This is a genomic window from Psychrobacter sp. ANT_H3 (assembly GCF_027919975.1).
GTDB classification, from domain to species: domain Bacteria; phylum Pseudomonadota; class Gammaproteobacteria; order Pseudomonadales; family Moraxellaceae; genus Psychrobacter; species Psychrobacter maritimus.
This window is the reverse complement of sequence record NZ_JAQISM010000016.1, coordinates 38,348-54,530: the sequence shown is the minus strand read 5'-3', so window position 1 is coordinate 54,530 and position 16,183 is coordinate 38,348. Positions and strand designations below refer to the sequence as shown.

The 16,183-nt window shown below is 44.2% G+C and carries 11 protein-coding genes; 4 read left to right on the top strand and 7 right to left on the bottom strand.

Features of this window, described 5'->3' with window-relative positions; genetic code table 11:
- Positions 1–40: 40 nt before the first annotated feature.
- The 4 genes from PG901_RS09295 to PG901_RS09280 form a co-directional block, all read right to left on the bottom strand.
- Positions 41–472, bottom strand: a complete 432-nt coding sequence (locus PG901_RS09295) for an RnfH family protein (RefSeq protein WP_271134320.1) — start codon at positions 470–472, stop codon at positions 41–43.
- Entirely contained in the window at positions 472–1,614 is a 1,143-nt protein-coding gene (locus PG901_RS09290) for a hypothetical protein (protein WP_201624703.1), read from the bottom strand. The genes PG901_RS09295 and PG901_RS09290 overlap by 1 nt, the downstream gene beginning before the upstream one ends.
- A 255-nt stretch (positions 1,615–1,869) precedes the next feature.
- On the bottom strand, positions 1,870–2,538 hold the full coding sequence (locus PG901_RS09285; protein WP_201562362.1) for a c-type cytochrome: 669 nt from the start codon (positions 2,536–2,538) through the stop codon (positions 1,870–1,872).
- Positions 2,539–2,895: 357 nt separating this feature from the next.
- A complete protein-coding gene (locus PG901_RS09280) occupies positions 2,896–3,231 on the bottom strand; it encodes a c-type cytochrome (protein WP_201624702.1) in 336 nt (111 codons plus the stop codon).
- A gap of 407 nt (positions 3,232–3,638) precedes the next feature.
- Here PG901_RS09280 and yihA point away from each other — a divergent pair, with 407 nt between their 5' ends.
- Positions 3,639–4,457, top strand: coding sequence for a ribosome biogenesis GTP-binding protein YihA/YsxC (gene yihA, locus PG901_RS09275; protein WP_201624701.1), 819 nt, complete (start codon positions 3,639–3,641; stop codon positions 4,455–4,457).
- A 159-nt stretch (positions 4,458–4,616) separates the two neighbouring features.
- On the opposite strand, the gene PG901_RS09270 is transcribed toward yihA, so the two are convergent.
- Together PG901_RS09270 and PG901_RS09265 are read right to left on the bottom strand one after the other, a co-directional pair.
- Positions 4,617–5,330 carry an HAD family hydrolase gene (locus PG901_RS09270; protein ID WP_201624700.1) on the bottom strand — a complete coding sequence of 238 codons (714 nt, stop codon included), beginning with the start codon at positions 5,328–5,330 and terminating at the stop codon, positions 4,617–4,619.
- 154 nt (positions 5,331–5,484) lie between these two features.
- Complete coding sequence (locus PG901_RS09265) at positions 5,485–6,495, bottom strand: RluA family pseudouridine synthase (protein WP_201562370.1); 1,011 nt, start codon at positions 6,493–6,495, stop codon at positions 5,485–5,487.
- A gap of 1,263 nt (positions 6,496–7,758) precedes the next feature.
- Between PG901_RS09265 and PG901_RS09260 the strand changes: the two genes are divergently transcribed.
- Positions 7,759–12,183 carry an Rne/Rng family ribonuclease gene (locus PG901_RS09260; protein ID WP_271134319.1) on the top strand — a complete coding sequence of 1,475 codons (4,425 nt, stop codon included), beginning with the start codon at positions 7,759–7,761 and terminating at the stop codon, positions 12,181–12,183.
- Positions 12,184–12,351: 168 nt separating this feature from the next.
- Here the strand turns inward: PG901_RS09260 and PG901_RS09255 are convergent, their stop codons facing one another.
- Positions 12,352–13,275 (bottom strand): DUF808 domain-containing protein, encoded by a 924-nt coding sequence (locus PG901_RS09255; RefSeq protein WP_201562374.1) that lies wholly within the window; start codon positions 13,273–13,275, stop codon positions 12,352–12,354.
- 425 nt (positions 13,276–13,700) lie between these two features.
- On the opposite strand from PG901_RS09255, the gene PG901_RS09250 reads away from it, so the two are divergent.
- Both PG901_RS09250 and PG901_RS09245 read left to right on the top strand, forming a co-directional pair.
- On the top strand, positions 13,701–14,561 hold the full coding sequence (locus PG901_RS09250) for a DsbC family protein (RefSeq protein ID WP_201624698.1): 861 nt from the start codon (positions 13,701–13,703) through the stop codon (positions 14,559–14,561).
- A 225-nt stretch (positions 14,562–14,786) separates the two neighbouring features.
- Complete coding sequence (locus tag PG901_RS09245) at positions 14,787–16,136, top strand: homoserine dehydrogenase (RefSeq protein ID WP_201624697.1); 1,350 nt, start codon at positions 14,787–14,789, stop codon at positions 16,134–16,136.
- Positions 16,137–16,183: the final 47 nt, after the last annotated feature.

Below are 16,183 nucleotides of genomic sequence, written 5' to 3'. Positions count from 1 at the left end.
AAACCATAACGACTAGCTAGCAAATTATAGCGACTGACGGTTAACCCCGAGATTTATTTTTGCGCTGAGACATAGGATCAGCGCTTAAGCTGCGATATACCTCTACCCGATCAAAAGGCTGCAATATATAATTTAGTGGCTGTTTTTGCGCATATACCCCGACACGCCAACGCTTAGCCGTTGGCGTCGTCATATCAGCCACTTGTTCGCACCATTTTGCCAGCTCTTCGAACTGTGTCAGCCAACCCACTTGCGCCAAAGCCTCATATAGAGTATTACCTTGACTGACTTGGACGGTTAGGTAATGCTGACGCTCTGCTTCTTCGGCATACGCCAGATATACCGTCATCAAATTGCTTTGTTCAGCTTGAGACATATTAATGTTAGCTTCACTGTTGCTAGCTTCACCGTTATCAGCTGCATAATTATTAGCTGCATGGTTATTAGCTGCATGGTTATTAGCAGCGTTCATTAGCTTAACCACTGCATTACCCAACCGATTAACGCTAACAGTAATGCTAGAGGCACAATCAAGCGTATCGCTACCCGCCATAAGTTATAAAAAGCTTCATTGCCAAAGTTTAAAGACTTACGCAAATGGCTGATTTTCATCTGCCAACCGGCAAAAACCGACAGTAATAACACGGCGATACTACTGATAATCACCAAAATACCAACCAGCCAATTGGTCGGTATCGCAATCACTAGCAGCAGGGCTAGCACAAAGGTTAATAGCACACTGACCAATAAGCCAAATTTATACGCCAATTGCTGCGTGCTATAGTGTAGTAAGTAGCTGGCCACAAACAATACGCCGACCCAATATAGCAGCTGCCCAATCGGTGGCAATGCCATACCGCTGATAAATAATGCGACAACACCAACCACCAGCTGTAATATCCAAATCGGTAGGACAAGCTTAGTTGCCCGATATTCTTGCGTAGCATGATGCCGAGAAGGTCTTTGGGCGTTATGATTATCCACCCCGACCGCAGTAACGGCTTGCTTGCTGACTAAATGCTGACCAAACCAATATAAGCCAGTACCTGCACCCACACTGACCAATGCCAAGGCAACAGCACGTGCCCACTCGCTTAAGCTGACATCGGTCATCGCAAAAGCAACATTTGGTAAACCGTTTGCTACTCCTAGCAGTAAGCCAATCAACATTAAGCCCAAGCCAATCGATAAAGGAGCGACGCCCAGTAAGCTTAATAAGACAGCAATGACCATTAAGCCTGACGCAATGGCAAAGCTTGGTACATCAGGCGCGCTATTTAATTCCGTTAGAGCGGCTAAAATACCAGTACTTGCACCAGATATGACCAGTGCTGCAATAATAATAGACACCAATGCGGCGAGCCAACCAAAACCGCGCCATAAAGAGCTGGCATCTGCCTCGCGCGTGAGCTTTTGCATACCCGCTAAAGGCGCCTCGGCACTACGATAGGCCAAGGCAATCTCAGCATAAACGACCGGTAATGAGACCAGCACCATGGCTAACAGCCAAAGCAGCCAGAAATCGATCTCACCTATAGATGCGGGTGCAAACCAACGAAACAGTAATAGCGGTAGCAGCGCGGCGATAAAGTAAGAAGCATAGCGAATCATCATAATTTAAATCCAAGCGATTCAAAGTGAATAACATTTAATGATATAAAGCCCTGATAAGCGCCGATATTTTTTCTATTAGCTTTATATATAGCTGTGTATACGGGCAACTTACCTTGTACAAGCTTTATAAAAGATTATGCAAATTATATAAGGACTGACAGTTATAAAAAAACCCCGAAATCGGGGTTTAATAGCTAAAGCATAACGGCTGCATGAAAGTACATAAGTTAGTATTTCATTTAAACATGCAACAAATTAGTGGATAGCACTCACATAATCTGACAAGATGCGAATATCGCGATCAGACAGTTTTGAAGCAACGGTTTGCATCATACCCATCTCGCCTTCTTTTGCCGCATCGTTGACACGTTTTTGCTCATCGCTGTCGATATCATCTACACGACCAGCCGCACGGAAAAGCTTTAATTGAGTGGCGATATATTCAGCATGCTGTCCACCTAAACGTGGAAATGCAGCCCAAGCATTACCCGCTGCGTCTGGACCATGGCAACCTGCACAACCGATGACACCGCGTGTCTTATCCCCACCTAAAAACAGCTTAGTCGCTTCTTGTGTGGTTGCAGGATTACCGAATGCTACACCCCAAGGTTTTTGGCTCGCATAATATCCTGACACGTTGGCCAAATCTTGCTGAGATAGATTGGCAACTTGTGATTGCATGATACCGTTTTTACGATAGCCCGATTTAAAATCAACCAATTGTTTGTATAAGTACTTCACGTTTTGACCGCCAAGATTTGGCTGGGCTGGTATAGGACTCACACCATTAACACCGTGACAAGCAGCACAGACCGTTTCTGCGACTTGTTTACCAGCGTTAAGATCATATTCAGGAACAGTGATAGCAGCTTGTACGCTGAAACTTGCAACACATAAGCTGGCGGCAGCGATTAACTTTTTCATTGATACAAATCCTACTAACTCGGCGTAAGCATTATCTAGCATGATTGTATTATTTAAAGACGAAAGATATACAGAGCCATCATTTAGCCAGCTAAGCCATATATTCTGCGGTCTTTATCACAAGCAGCCCGAAAGTACTTACTAATATCAGGGTTTATTTTGGATTATTATAGCAAGACTTTTTACTATTTGCCTACTTAATCGTAGCATTGGGGATTTTTTCTATTCATATCCTAATCACCTACTTAATAAAAACAAAAAAGCGCAGCAGGTTTAGCAACCTTGCGCCTTATATATTTTTATAAACAATGATGGATAGCTTTATAACTTAAGCATGACCTATGCACGGGTTGAACGCTATTTACTCATATATTCGATAAGTTTACGGTAATCATCATCGCTGCAATCTGTACACAGTCCACCGGCGGGCATTTGAATCATGCCACTTTTCACCGATTTAATCAGCGCTGGCATGCCCTTTTGTTTGATGAGCTGTTGCCATTTGGCACTGTCGCCTTTTTTAATGGCATTGAGCGCGCCACTATCGTGACAAGCGGCACATGAGTTATTATAGGACGTTGCAATATCAGCCGCACTGGCAGTACTTAGCAGCGCCGTACCAATTATGAGCGCGGTTGCCGTACTGGCTAATAAGCGATAGCTTTTGGCAACTGTTGTGGTGATTGAGAACATGGGACACCTCATATCGTTTTTCATTCGCTTAATCAATAATTTTATTAAACGTCTTTCATTCAATCTGTCTGACTAAAGATTGTAACAATATATGTCGTATTAATATATATAAATATAGTTTAGCTTTGTTAACGGCTGCTCATGAGGCAGAAGACTGCCCTAAGAGCCAATTTACTTGAAAGTCATTTTAAGACTATGTCGCCAATAGGTTGTAATTAATATAAGGGTAATAGCCGTTATTTCAATAACTAAGCGCCGTAATAGTATAGAATAGGCGGTATCCTAAAACCCTTATATGATTGAAGTCTTATTTTTGCCGCGCACCTATTCCATACGCTGCTGTAAGCACTGCTTAATTCAAAAACTTTTATTACCGTATCCAATTTTTCAAGATTAATGAGTCACTTATGAGTACCCCGTTCAAAGATGTCGCCGCTGAACACGCGGATTTTAATACCAAAGCCCGTCAACGCATTCAGCAAACTGAATTTCTCATGTCTGCGCCAACTTTTCGCCTTTGTCCGCCTGATGTTGGGCTAGAGATTGCCTTTGCTGGACGTTCAAACGCTGGTAAATCATCCGCTATTAATGCACTGACCAATCAGCGTCAGTTAGCACGCTCGTCTAAGACGCCTGGCCGTACGCAGATGATTAACTTTTTTAGTATTGGCGATAGTGATAGACGTTTGGTTGATTTGCCCGGTTATGGTTATGCGGCCGTACCGCTTGAGATGAAAAAAGAATGGCAGGTTGAGCTAGAGGAATATCTGGTATCGCGCTCAAGCCTTGCAGGTTTGGTGCTGATGTCAGATATCCGTCATCCACTGAAGTTCTTTGACGAGCAAATGCTGCATTGGGCAAAAGATGGTGAGCTGCCAGTGCATATTTTGCTAACCAAAGCCGATAAGCTTAAATATGGTGCTTCTAAAAACGCGCTGCTGAATACCCGTAAAAGACTGAAGCAATTAGGCTTAAACTGTACCATTCAGCTATTTTCAGCGTTAAGAAAAGAAGGGCTTGATGAATTGGCCGGCGTCATGGGCAACTGGTATGAGTATCAGCTGGATGCTAATAAAATTATTGAATCCTCTTTTGCTTTGCTAGAAGGTGCTGAGCTAGAAGACGCGATTGCAAAGGACGCTGCTCAAACAGGCAATGTTGAGAAAGATAGTGATAGAAAAGATAGTGCTGAACAAGATAATGTTGAAAAGGACAGTACTGAATAAGACGGCAAGTAAACCTCATGGTTTTCTTCGCCAGTCACGGTTTTTGTCAGTTACAGTTTTTAACCAGTCACAGTTTCAGCCAAAAAGGGTTTATCGCTAATAACGATAAACCCTTTTTGATTTTTATGACCCTCTTTTACCATCTAAACGAATGCTTATTTAAGCACACAATAGCTCAGCCAATGCTTGCGGGGTATCTACTTGATAAGTTGGCTGCTCGGCGGCAAGCTCGCTACTCGACGCCGTACCATAATTGACCGCAATACTGGTCATGCCCAAACGGTTGGCCATTTGGATATCATAAATACTGTCACCGATAAATACCGCCTGCGAGATTGGCTGCTTGGTATGGTCTAAAATATCACTCAGCATTTGCGGGTCAGGTTTTGAGCCTGACTCATCAGCGCAGCGCGTGATGGCAAAATAGTGATGGCTATCAGAGCCATCTAATACCCGATCTAAACCCTTTCTTTTCTTACCAGTGGCGACCGCCAGCTGCTTATCTTGCTGTTGCAAGGTTTGCAGCATAGTTTCGATAGGCGCAAAGAACGGCGTACGATGGCTGTTTGGAATATAATAATCCGCATAACTTTGCTGAATCGCTAGCTTTTGCGCAGCGGTTGCTTGCGGATATAAAATCTCAATGCCATTCATTAGACTCAGGCCGATGATTTCTTTGACGGCCTGATCGGTGGTGGTAAAGCCATGCGCCTCGCCTGCGACGTGCATCGACTCAACGATTAAGCCAATCGAATCCATCAAGGTGCCATCCCAATCAAAAATAATCAGCGTTTTATCTGCTAAGTGATGCTCGGCTGCTAATTTAGAAGTATTGGCTGCTGCTAATGTATGAGCGAGTGCTGCTGCTGTCATGGACTAACCCTTAACGATTCATCGTAAATGGCGGATGTGAAAACGTCACGGTCACTTATTTGGCGAAGATATGCCCTTATAAGTCACTGTGACGTTTGTGCTTCATCTTGAATATTAATATAAAAACTGAGAATGGAATATCAGTCCTTTAAGCTTATTCAGGTAGTTTAATGTCAGCTGGCAACCAAGCTACCATCTCATCTGGTAATGGCGCAGTAATGGTTTCATAGCCGGGAATATCTAAACGCCACGCATGTAAGCACAGACGATGCACGCCAGACTTGTCATGCACATTGTATTTATCATCACCTAAGATAGCATGACCAATATGTGCCAAATGCACACGGATTTGATGGGTACGACCGGTCAATGGCTTAGCTTCAATCAAGCTGACTGGCTGATTGGCAAGCATAAAACGACCATGAACGATAATATCTGTCTGGCTTTCTTTAGCTTGCGCATCTTGTGCATCTACTTTTACGCGGCGCTCACCACTAGCCAGTGTATAGCGCAATAATGGCGCATCGATACGCTGCTCGTTCAGTGCAGGCTGACCTTTAGCGATACATAGATAGTGTTTTTGGATGGTTTTGTCGACCAGATGCTGTTGCAGGGCTTTTAGCGCTGAGCGTTTCTTAGAAATCATCAGCAGCCCTGAGGTATCTTTATCGATACGATGAATCAGCTCGAGATATTTTTTGCCCGTCACTTCGCGCATGGCTTCAATAACGCCAAAATCTAGACCACTACCGCCATGAACGGCGATGCCAGAAGGTTTATTCAATACGATTAACCCTTCATCTTCGTAGACCACACGTGCCAATAAACTCTTGGCAAATTCGGTACTGATAATAGGTTTATCACGGGTGGCTAGCTGAACAGGCGCAATACGTACCACGTCTTCACGCTGCAATCTGTCATGCGCTTTACAACGTTTATTATTAACGCGCACTTCGTCCGAGCGAATCATTTTATAGATATGCGGTTTAGGCAAGCCCTTTAGACGATTGAGCAAAAAGTTGTCCAAGCGCTGATCATGCTGATGGCGAGTAACTTCAAGGTAGTTGACCTTTTCAAAGTTACTAATTTCGTCATCTGCACTTTGCGGGCGCGTTTTGCTATTAAAGATAGCCGGAGCTTCGTGGATAGGTTCGTCGTTTGTCATTTTGTCGTTTGTCATTTTTAGTTAGGTATTTACATAAAGATTTGCTATAGTTTAGCATGTTGAGCGCCAATTAAGCAGAGGCTGCGACAATAATTCATTGTTGTTACAGACAGTGTAGCGCCATTTTTACTGCTGGTCAGTACTGGTTAGTTAAGCGCTGCCTGCTATAAAATCTGCCACGCTTGTGTGTTTCATCTGATTTTAAGGGTGTTATATCCCTTGATATACCCTATAATGCCCCATAAATTGTAAGAACAACGCTGACATTTATTAGTACAAAACAGTATTAGTACCAGATAAGTTATCAGCATAAGATTGTTTATCATTACAGAATATTGTGACATTAGACAACATCGCTTTGATAGATTGTTAAAACGATTTTATCAAACGATAACAACATAACATTTACTCACTACCGCATAACCACGACTTGCTTTGATAACTATTTATGATCATAAATAATTATTTATCATCCAGTCCTTTAGGCGCGCAGATGAGCAAGTATGGGTCGTTTAGAGCCAGAATCGAGCATCATTAATGATTGTCGATAGCTGCCTGAGTATTGGTGGTCAAACAGAGGACGATAAGTAGAATAGACAAGAGACACCGTGCCGATAAGCCGGTCATTTATTCTGTTTGCCAAGTACGCCCCGCTGATGACGAAAGCAGCGCCACCTAGCTTTGAGACACCCCAGATATTACTGACGTTATACCCAAAAGAACGATAAATAAAGAATGACCAATTGCTTCACCTAAAAGGATAACCGCTGCACGGCACTATTTTATACGATAACACTTATATAATAGTCCTTAATGACAGCGATATTATTGCTAGACCTTGATTGATTACTGTGACAGCACGATGCTTTTTTAGTACCTGTGACCTCTTGACTCTCAGTCATTATCCACCGCCACCCTTACAACGTGCGCTGACCCTCAAACTGGATAAGATGACTGCTAATAAAAGACCACTAACTTGCTCCTGCATTAATCATTAGAACAAGCCTATTCATAATAACTCTATAGATAGTAGCCTTACACCCTATCTTATCTATATGAATGTTACCGACATTAGCATCCCTTATAGCTAATACATTTTAGGTCAAAAAGCGATTGCGAAAAGCCCGCGCGCTTAACTGCATTTATGCTTTACGTTCTACCGCTCATTAACGTCTGCTCAGGCTAATTGTATTATTAGCCACACTTGCCACCCTGCCCTAAAGCCTGTCTCGTCGTTGTTCTGCGTACTCATAGGATATAAATATGAAACGCATTTTAATCAACGCTACTCAAAACGAAGAAATTCGTGTTGCCCTTTGTAAAGGCAATCATCTTTACGATTTCGATTTAGAAAACCGTACCCGCGAACAAAAAAAATCTAACATTTATAAAGGTCATGTAACCCGTGTCGAGCCATCGCTTGAAGCGGTATTTGTCGAATATGGCTCACAGCGTCAAGGCTTCTTACCGATTCGTGAAATTTCTGCTGAATATTTAAGCGGCAATCCACGCGATGAAAACATCAAAAAACTGATCAAAGAAGGTGACGAACTCATCGTCCAAGTTGAAAAAGAAGAGCGCGGTAATAAAGGCGCGGCTTTATCAACTTATGTGTCACTAGCAGGTCGTTATTTAGTGTTAATGCCAAACAACCCTCGTGGCGGCGGTATCTCACGTCAAATCTCGGGTAAATTGCGCGAAGATATGAAGCGTATGCTGGGCAGTTTGGATTTGCCAAAAGGCATGAGCGTTATCATTCGTACTGCTGGTATTGGCAAAACCCAAGAAGACTTGCAGCATGACTTAAATCACTTGCTTAATATCTGGCAAGCCATCCAAGAACAAAATCAAAAATATCCTTCACCGCGTTTGGTGCATCAAGAAGCAGGCGTCGTGACGCGTGCCGTGCGTGATTATCTGCGCGATGATATTGCTGAGATTTGGATCGATAATGAAAACGCTTATATCGAAGCGGCAGGTTTTATCGACGCGGTGATGCCAAAACAAGCTGAAAAGCTACGTAAATATACCGATTATGAGCCGATGTTTTCGCGCTTTAATATCGAAAAACAAATCGAAACGGCCTATCAGCGTGAAGTACGCCTGCCATCAGGTGGCTCAATCGTTATTGACCAGACTGAAGCACTAGTATCCATCGATATCAACTCAGCCAAGTCGACCAAAGGCTCAGATGTTGCTGAAACCGCTTACCATACCAATCTAGAAGCCGCCGATGAGATTGCCCGTCAATTGCGTTTACGTGATATGGGCGGCTTGATTGTCATTGATTTCATCGATATGAATGACAATAAGCATCAAAAAGAAGTTGAAAAACGTTTAGTCGATGCCACCAAATATGACCGCGCCCGCGTACAGTTCGGTGATATCTCTAAATTTGGTTTGATGGAGATGAGCCGTCAGCGTCTGCGTCCATCACTAGAAGAATCGACTGGTTACATCTGCCCTCGCTGTCATGGTAATGGCATGATTCGTGATTTGCGTTCGCTGTCACTATCTATTATGCGTCAAATTGAGCAAATCGCCTTAAAAGAACGTCAAGGTGAAGTACAGGCAGAAGTACCGACTGATATCGCTGCTTTCTTATTGAATGAAAAGCGCGATGCCTTGGTCTACCTTGAGCAAGACAGTGGTACGCGTATTACCATTTTGCCGCATGCACATTTAGAATCGCCAAACTTTAAGCTGCATTTTAACCGTGACGGCTTTGCCCCATCAAGCTATGAGCGTATTACGGATACAGCCCAAGAACATAGCGATTTGGGTTATGAAGTTGACTGGCAAACCGCTGAAAAAGAGCGTCCTGAGCAGCAGCCGACGCGCCAGCCACGCCAAATAGCCGATAACAGCAGTAATAATAACGGTAATAACAGTCAAGCGAATACGAGCGCCAATACCCAGCAAAGTGCGCCGAGCCAGCAGCAGAATACGACCAGTCATAGCAATGATCATCGTAGCAATAGCAATGTTTCATCAGCACGGGCGCCGCAGACACAAACACAGCCACAAACACAAACACAAGCGCCGACACAAAATACGCCTGCTGTTGCGGCTATATCTGCGCCAGTAGCAACCCAAACCACGCCTGTTGCTGCTGCCCAACCGCAAGCCGTTGCTTGGTTGTCCAATTTATTTGCGCAAGCACCGCAGGCACAGACCACTCATAGCGTCAGTAGTCGTGACGCCGCTGAAGCCATTGAAGCACTGGTCAATACAGGCGCGCAAAGCTTAGGCTCGTTTGGGCAAGTTGATAACAGTGTGCTTACTGATAACAATCAAGCTACAGCTGCGCCGCAAGAGAGCAATCAACAAGCCAATAACCAGCCGTCAAACGCCAATCGTCAGCAGACGTCTAACAACACAGCTGATGACAATAACGATGCTGAAGAAAGAAGAAGACGTAAGCCACGTAAATCACGCCCTTCTAAGACGCGCCAAAGAAAAGAGCCGTCAGATGAAACGAGTGATAACGTCGCTAGCGATACTACAGACAGCAGCATAAGTAGCGCTGATAACAAAGAATCGAACAGCCAAGATAAACGTCAGCAGGATAACAGACGCCCTAACGACCGTAATCGTAATAATCGTCAAGACAGCGCTCGCAATGGTAATGAGAGCAACGAAAATAGCAAAGGCAATGAGCGTCATGAGCGTACCGACGCTGATGACAAAAATGCCAATGCTGCAGACGAGCAAACTCGTGCTAAGCGTAAATCAAATAGCCAACGTCACTCACGCGGCAAACTTGAGCGCGGTGAGACGTTAAGCGCTGATAATGCACAACAAAATGGGCAGCTAAGCACTAAAGAGGCTAATAATGGCAATGGTAGAAGCCAATCAAGCTCACGCCGCAACCAAGACCCTAACGAAGTTATATTACAGGTCAATGAAGCAGCCACGGAACTCAAATCGCCAGAAGTTGTGCATTTATCTTTAGATGACAGTAAATCTGTAGCAGCCACTCGCCAAGCGCCTGAAAAGCAAAGCGCTGAGAAAGCTAGCAATGACGCTGATAAGCAGAAAGCAAGTCAAGAAGACAGCACGCCGAAAAATGCGGATAAGCAGGAAGCCGTTGAGCAAAAGACTGACAGTCAAGCGGCTAAAAACAGCCGTGACTCGGTTGATAACAGTGAAAAAAACAGTAAGCAAGTCGATACAGATAAAGCTGTTGACAGTGATGCAGTTCATCTAGAAGAAGCAAAAATAGCAGAGCCAAAAGTAGACCAAGCACAACCAAGCGCTACTGAAGCTAAAGTGCAAATGTCTGATGCTAAGTCTGTAGACGACAGTAAAATCGCCGCTAAAAAAGTTGCTGCTAAAGAACCAATAGCAGACCAGCAAGCAACATCTAACAGCAGTGATGCCCAGACTGACCGTCCAGCTGATAGCAAAAAGCTAGCGGAAAGTCAAAAGCCAGTAGATGTCACTGCTGAAAATGAAGTAGCTACAGAGAAAGCTCAGGAAACTGCTTCTGATGTTGCCACTGATGTTAACTCTAAGACTGACGATGATGCTAGCAATAGCAAGCAACCAGCGTTTGAGCTTAACCATGACGCCTTGTTTGCTAAGCGCTATGTGACGGCCAATAAGTTTGGTCAAGCCAGCAATGACCCACGTCTGGTACGTCGTCAGCAGGCTCAAACACCGACAACTAAAACATCGGTCGCTGAAATGCCTCAGGCAAATCAGCAAGACAAGCCAACCGCTGTAAATATGCCAGCTATCCGTGGTACGGTTGGTGAATTTATCCGTGCAACGCTACCAGAGGCGCAAGCGCGCTTAGCAGCAGAGGGCGTTATCAACTGCTTTAATGCTGCCATTGCCTTGCATGTTGAACAAGCTCAAGCCGCTACTACTGACGAGGACAAGGTTAAAGTCGATAGCAGTAATGAGCCTAAAGTAGTGACTGGCGAAGCTGCCAATCAAGACTTCAACTTTAGCAACTATGGTTATCAGCCTTTAGCAGCAGATTATATCGCCCGCTTTGAGAAGATGACGCAAGCGGTCAGTCAGTTTGCCGCCGCGCAAGGTAAAACAGCCGTTGAACCACGCGCTATTAGCAAACGGGCAAGCAACGACCCACGCGGTCAGCATCCTGACTATCAGGAAGTAGCTGTAGTTACCACTTCTGAAGCGCCTGCAGATAACGCTTTAGCAGCCGACAGCGACGTCGATGTTCATGTCGATGCTCATAAAGTAGAAGCAAATGCGCTTGCAAATCAAGGTCAGACAAACGATGTCAGCGCCGATAGTGAGCAGCTGTTAAAGGTTGAGCAAGCACTAGAAGAAGGAAACGCGGCGCAATCTGATGTTGAAGCAGCGAAGGCGGAAGAAGTCAAAACAGCAGATGCTGAGGTTAAAGATGCTGATACTGAAACCAGCGTTTCTGATGTTGAGCAAAGCGAAACTGAGCAAGCGCCTGAGCCAACTGAACAAGTATCAGAGCCAGCGACAAAAGAAGAAATTCAGGCGGCGAAGTCAAAAACAACCATCGCCAGTTATAAAAACATGATTGAAAATGTGGCTGAGCAGTTGTTGCCACAAAAAGGCATGTTTAATTTAACCACGCCAAAAGTACCTAAGGCGCGCACGCGTAAGCCGAAGACTGAGCATAAGAAGCCAACACAGGCGGAAAAATCAGAATCTGATGATACTGATAGCGAAAGCTAATCGCCTTTTATAAATAGTCTTTTATAAAATGTAAAAGCCCCAAAGTTCTTAGCAACTTTGGGGCTTTTTTATATCTTGTTTAACATGGCTTTTTGTCAACAGTGCTTATTATAAATACGACCCTTTAGTAGTCAAAACCTTGAAGACTCAGCGTTTTTGAGAATAAGCTTAATGTGCAGAAGACGCGTCTTTATTGCGTATTTTGTTAATCACCGTCAACAGAGCAACGATAGCAGCTCCAATGATAAAGCCAATAACGCCATTTAATAACGCCGTGGTAAAGCTCTCAAAAATGCCCGTTAAATGGGCAATATCTTCAACTTCATGGTGTAAAAAATTAATACCGTGTACCAAGATACCACCACCAACTAAGAACATCGCCAAAGTACCAGCAATCGATAAAAACTTCATCAATTTAGGCGCTGACGCAAATAAAACCTTGCCGACTTTTTGAGTAAACTTGCCGTCTTTCTCCATCATATGTAGGCCCACGTCATCGATTTTAACGATACCGGCGACCAAACCATAAATACCAACGGTAATACCAATGGCTAAAATAGACAGCACTAAGCTGCGCTGTAACAAAGTAGCCGTTGCCGTCGCGCCTAGCGCAATGACGATAATCTCTGCCGATAAAATAAAGTCGGTACGTACCGCCCCTTTGATTTTTTCTTTTTCAAAGGCGACCAAATCGACCGTTTCATCAGCATTGGCTCGCCGGCGCGCATTTTGTTCTTCATCATCAGGTATGGCATGCGGCCAAAAGCGGTGAATAACCTTTTCAGCACCCTCATAAACTAAAAATAGACCACCACACATAAGCAAAAACGTGATTAAAGGCGGGTAAATGGCACTGATAAGGATTGCCGCTGGCACCAAGATAAGCTTATTAATAAACGAGCCTTTGGCGACCGCCCAGACCACTGGCAGTTCACGATTTGCTTTGACGCCGGTGACCTGCTCAGCATTCAATGCCAAATCATCACCCAACACCCCCGCGGTTTTTTTGGCGGCGACCTTAGTCATGACCGACACGTCATCTAATATCACACTGATATCATCAAGTAGGGTTAATAAACTGGCACCTGCCATACGGGCTCCTTAGAAAATTAGAAAGAAAATTAGAAAAATTGTTTTAGTAAATAATTGAGACATAGTTTAATTGAGAGATAGCTTATAAGAAACGGTTATAAATAGTAGCCTACCTAGACATAAGCCGAGATGAAATAGTGCAAATGTATTTTATTTCTCCTCTTGTAACATTTATCAATAAATTGTAGATTTGACAATGCTAAAACTCACCTTTAGTGGTTATTTATAAAAATATGCTAATATGACAGCTATTGCCACTTATCTTTTATTATCAATAAATTGTATATCACCATTGCAATATATCGCCCTGATGACAAAATCTAGTGAATATGCGGCAAGCGTTTACACATTTTTTACTGCCCTTTACTGCCCTCTTTTTTATATCTATATCTTGCTTAGGCACGACTGCCTAAAGGAAACACCCTATGTTTTTACCTTCTTTTTCTAAAACCACTGCTATTCGTGATACATTTTCTCGCAAGCCTTTATCTCGTATGATGATGGGTGCGTTGCTAGTCGTGGTTGCGGCGGGCTGCTCTAATAATGCCGCTGATGCAACCAGTAATACAGGCATCGTCAATAGTGCAGAAGCCAAAGTCAGTACCGCGCAGGTGGCAGCCGATAGTGATTCAGCAGTGGTAAAATCCTTACAAGCAAACCTAAAAGCTTCAGGCATTGAAGAAAACATTCTTTCAGCCGTACCAACGGACATGAAAGATATTTACTGGGTAACGGCATCGGGCTTACCGTCTTTCTTTACCGATAAATCTGGTAAACATATTATCCAAGGGCAAATCATCGCCGTTGGCGCAGAAGCGCCGGTTGATATCAGTGGCGCTTTGGTTGCCAAAACCGCGCAAGAAGCGCTAAAAGCAGTCGACAAAAAAGACATGATTATTTATCCTGCTAAAGGCGAAACCAAATCTGTCGTGTATTCCTTTACCGATGCCGATTGTCCTTATTGCACCAAGCTCCATGAAGAGATAGATGACATCAATGCGCGTGGTATTGAAGTGCGTTATTTGGCATGGCCGCGCAGCGAAGGCAGTATTCCAAAGATGGAAGCCATCTGGTGTAGCGAAGACCGTAATGCGGCGATGGATCAGGCAAAAATGGGCGCTAACGTCCAAGCCCCTAGCTGTAATAGTCCGGTAAAATCGCAAATTGAGCTTGGTATGGCACTGGGCGTTCGTGGTACCCCCGCTATCTTTACCGAGTCTGGACAACAAATCGGTGGTTATTTACCGGCTGCACAATTGGCACAAACAGCGATTGATGCCAGCTAGTCGTTTGCCCTGATATTATTGACTTTGGCGACAGTGAGTTTGGGTAGACGCCACAAGCGCTTGTCGGTATGATACGATAAAGCGCTTGGCGATATTAGTCGTATATTTTTACACCGTTCTTCCTTATATCAGCACTCTTTATATCAACCCTTTTATATCAGCGTTTTTATGTAAGAGCCTGTATAGAAGCATTCTTATCCAACTCTATAATCTCTTGAGGATACTGTGAGCAAATCCATCAAACTAGCGATACTTGGTCTCGGCACCGTCGGAACGGGCGTGATCAACCTAATCAATGATAATTTAGATGAGTTAAAACGCCGTAGCGGACGCGATATTGTGATTACCGAAGTCGGTACCCGTCGTCAGCGCGATGATATTGACCCGAACATTATTCAAAACAGTGACTTGATGGCAGCCGCTGCCAGTGACAATGTCGATATTGTCATCGAAGTGATTGGCGGTACGACGCTGGCTAAAGACGTGATTATGCATGCCATCAAAAACGGCAAACATGTGGTCACCGCCAATAAAGCGCTGCTCGCTGAACACGGCAATGAGATTTTTGCCTTTGCGGAAGCCCATAACGTACATGTCGCTTATGAAGCAGCAGTGGCAGGCGGCATCCCAATTATTAAAGTCATGCGTGAAGGCCTTGCTGCCAATAAAATTGAGTGGTTAGCAGGTATCATTAATGGTACTGGCAACTTTATCATGACCGAAATGCGTGATAAAGGTCGCCCGTTTGCCGATGTATTGACCGAGGCGCAAGAGCTTGGCTATGCTGAAGCCGATCCGACTTTTGATGTTGAAGGCATTGATGCTGCTCATAAGCTCGCCCTACTTGCCTCTATTGCCTTTGGGATTCCGCTACAGTTTGATAAAGTTTACTGTGAAGGGATTACCGCTATTACTTTGCAAGACGTCAACTACGCTGAAGAGCTTGGCTATCGCATCAAGCATCTAGGCTTTGCTGTACGCCGTGAAGGCGATGGCTCAGGTGACAATAGTACGGCGGGTATTGAGCTGCGCGTCCACCCGACGCTTATTCCACAAAATGCTTTACTTGCCAACGTCAATGGCGTAAAAAATGCGGTACTGGTCAATTCTCACCCGCTTGGACAAACGCTCTATTGCGGCGATGGCGCCGGTGCCGGTGCTACCGCTTCTGCGGTGATGGCCGATGTGATGGATTTGGTTCGTGTTCTTGGTAGTAAAGATAGCAACAATGAAAGCACGAATGGTCATCATGTGCCACATCTAGCCTTTATTCCTGAGCAATTATCAGACACGCCTATCTTGCGCGCTGAGCAAATGATTACCGGTTATTATCTGCGTGTACATGCGCATGACAATCCTGGGGTATTGGCTGATATCACGCGCATCTTAAGCGACGCGGGTATCAATATCGATGCCATTTTACAAAAACCTGCCCATAAACTTGGTCAAGTGCCGGTAATTATCTTGACGCTGCCTGTGGTTGAAAGTCAGATGAATATTGCCATTGAAAAAATCGAAAAGCTCGATACTATTACTGATAAAGTAGTACGTATCCGCTTAGATGAGCTGGCGTAATTTATCCAGCGCTTAAGCTGTATAACTCATTAAGCCAGACCGCTATT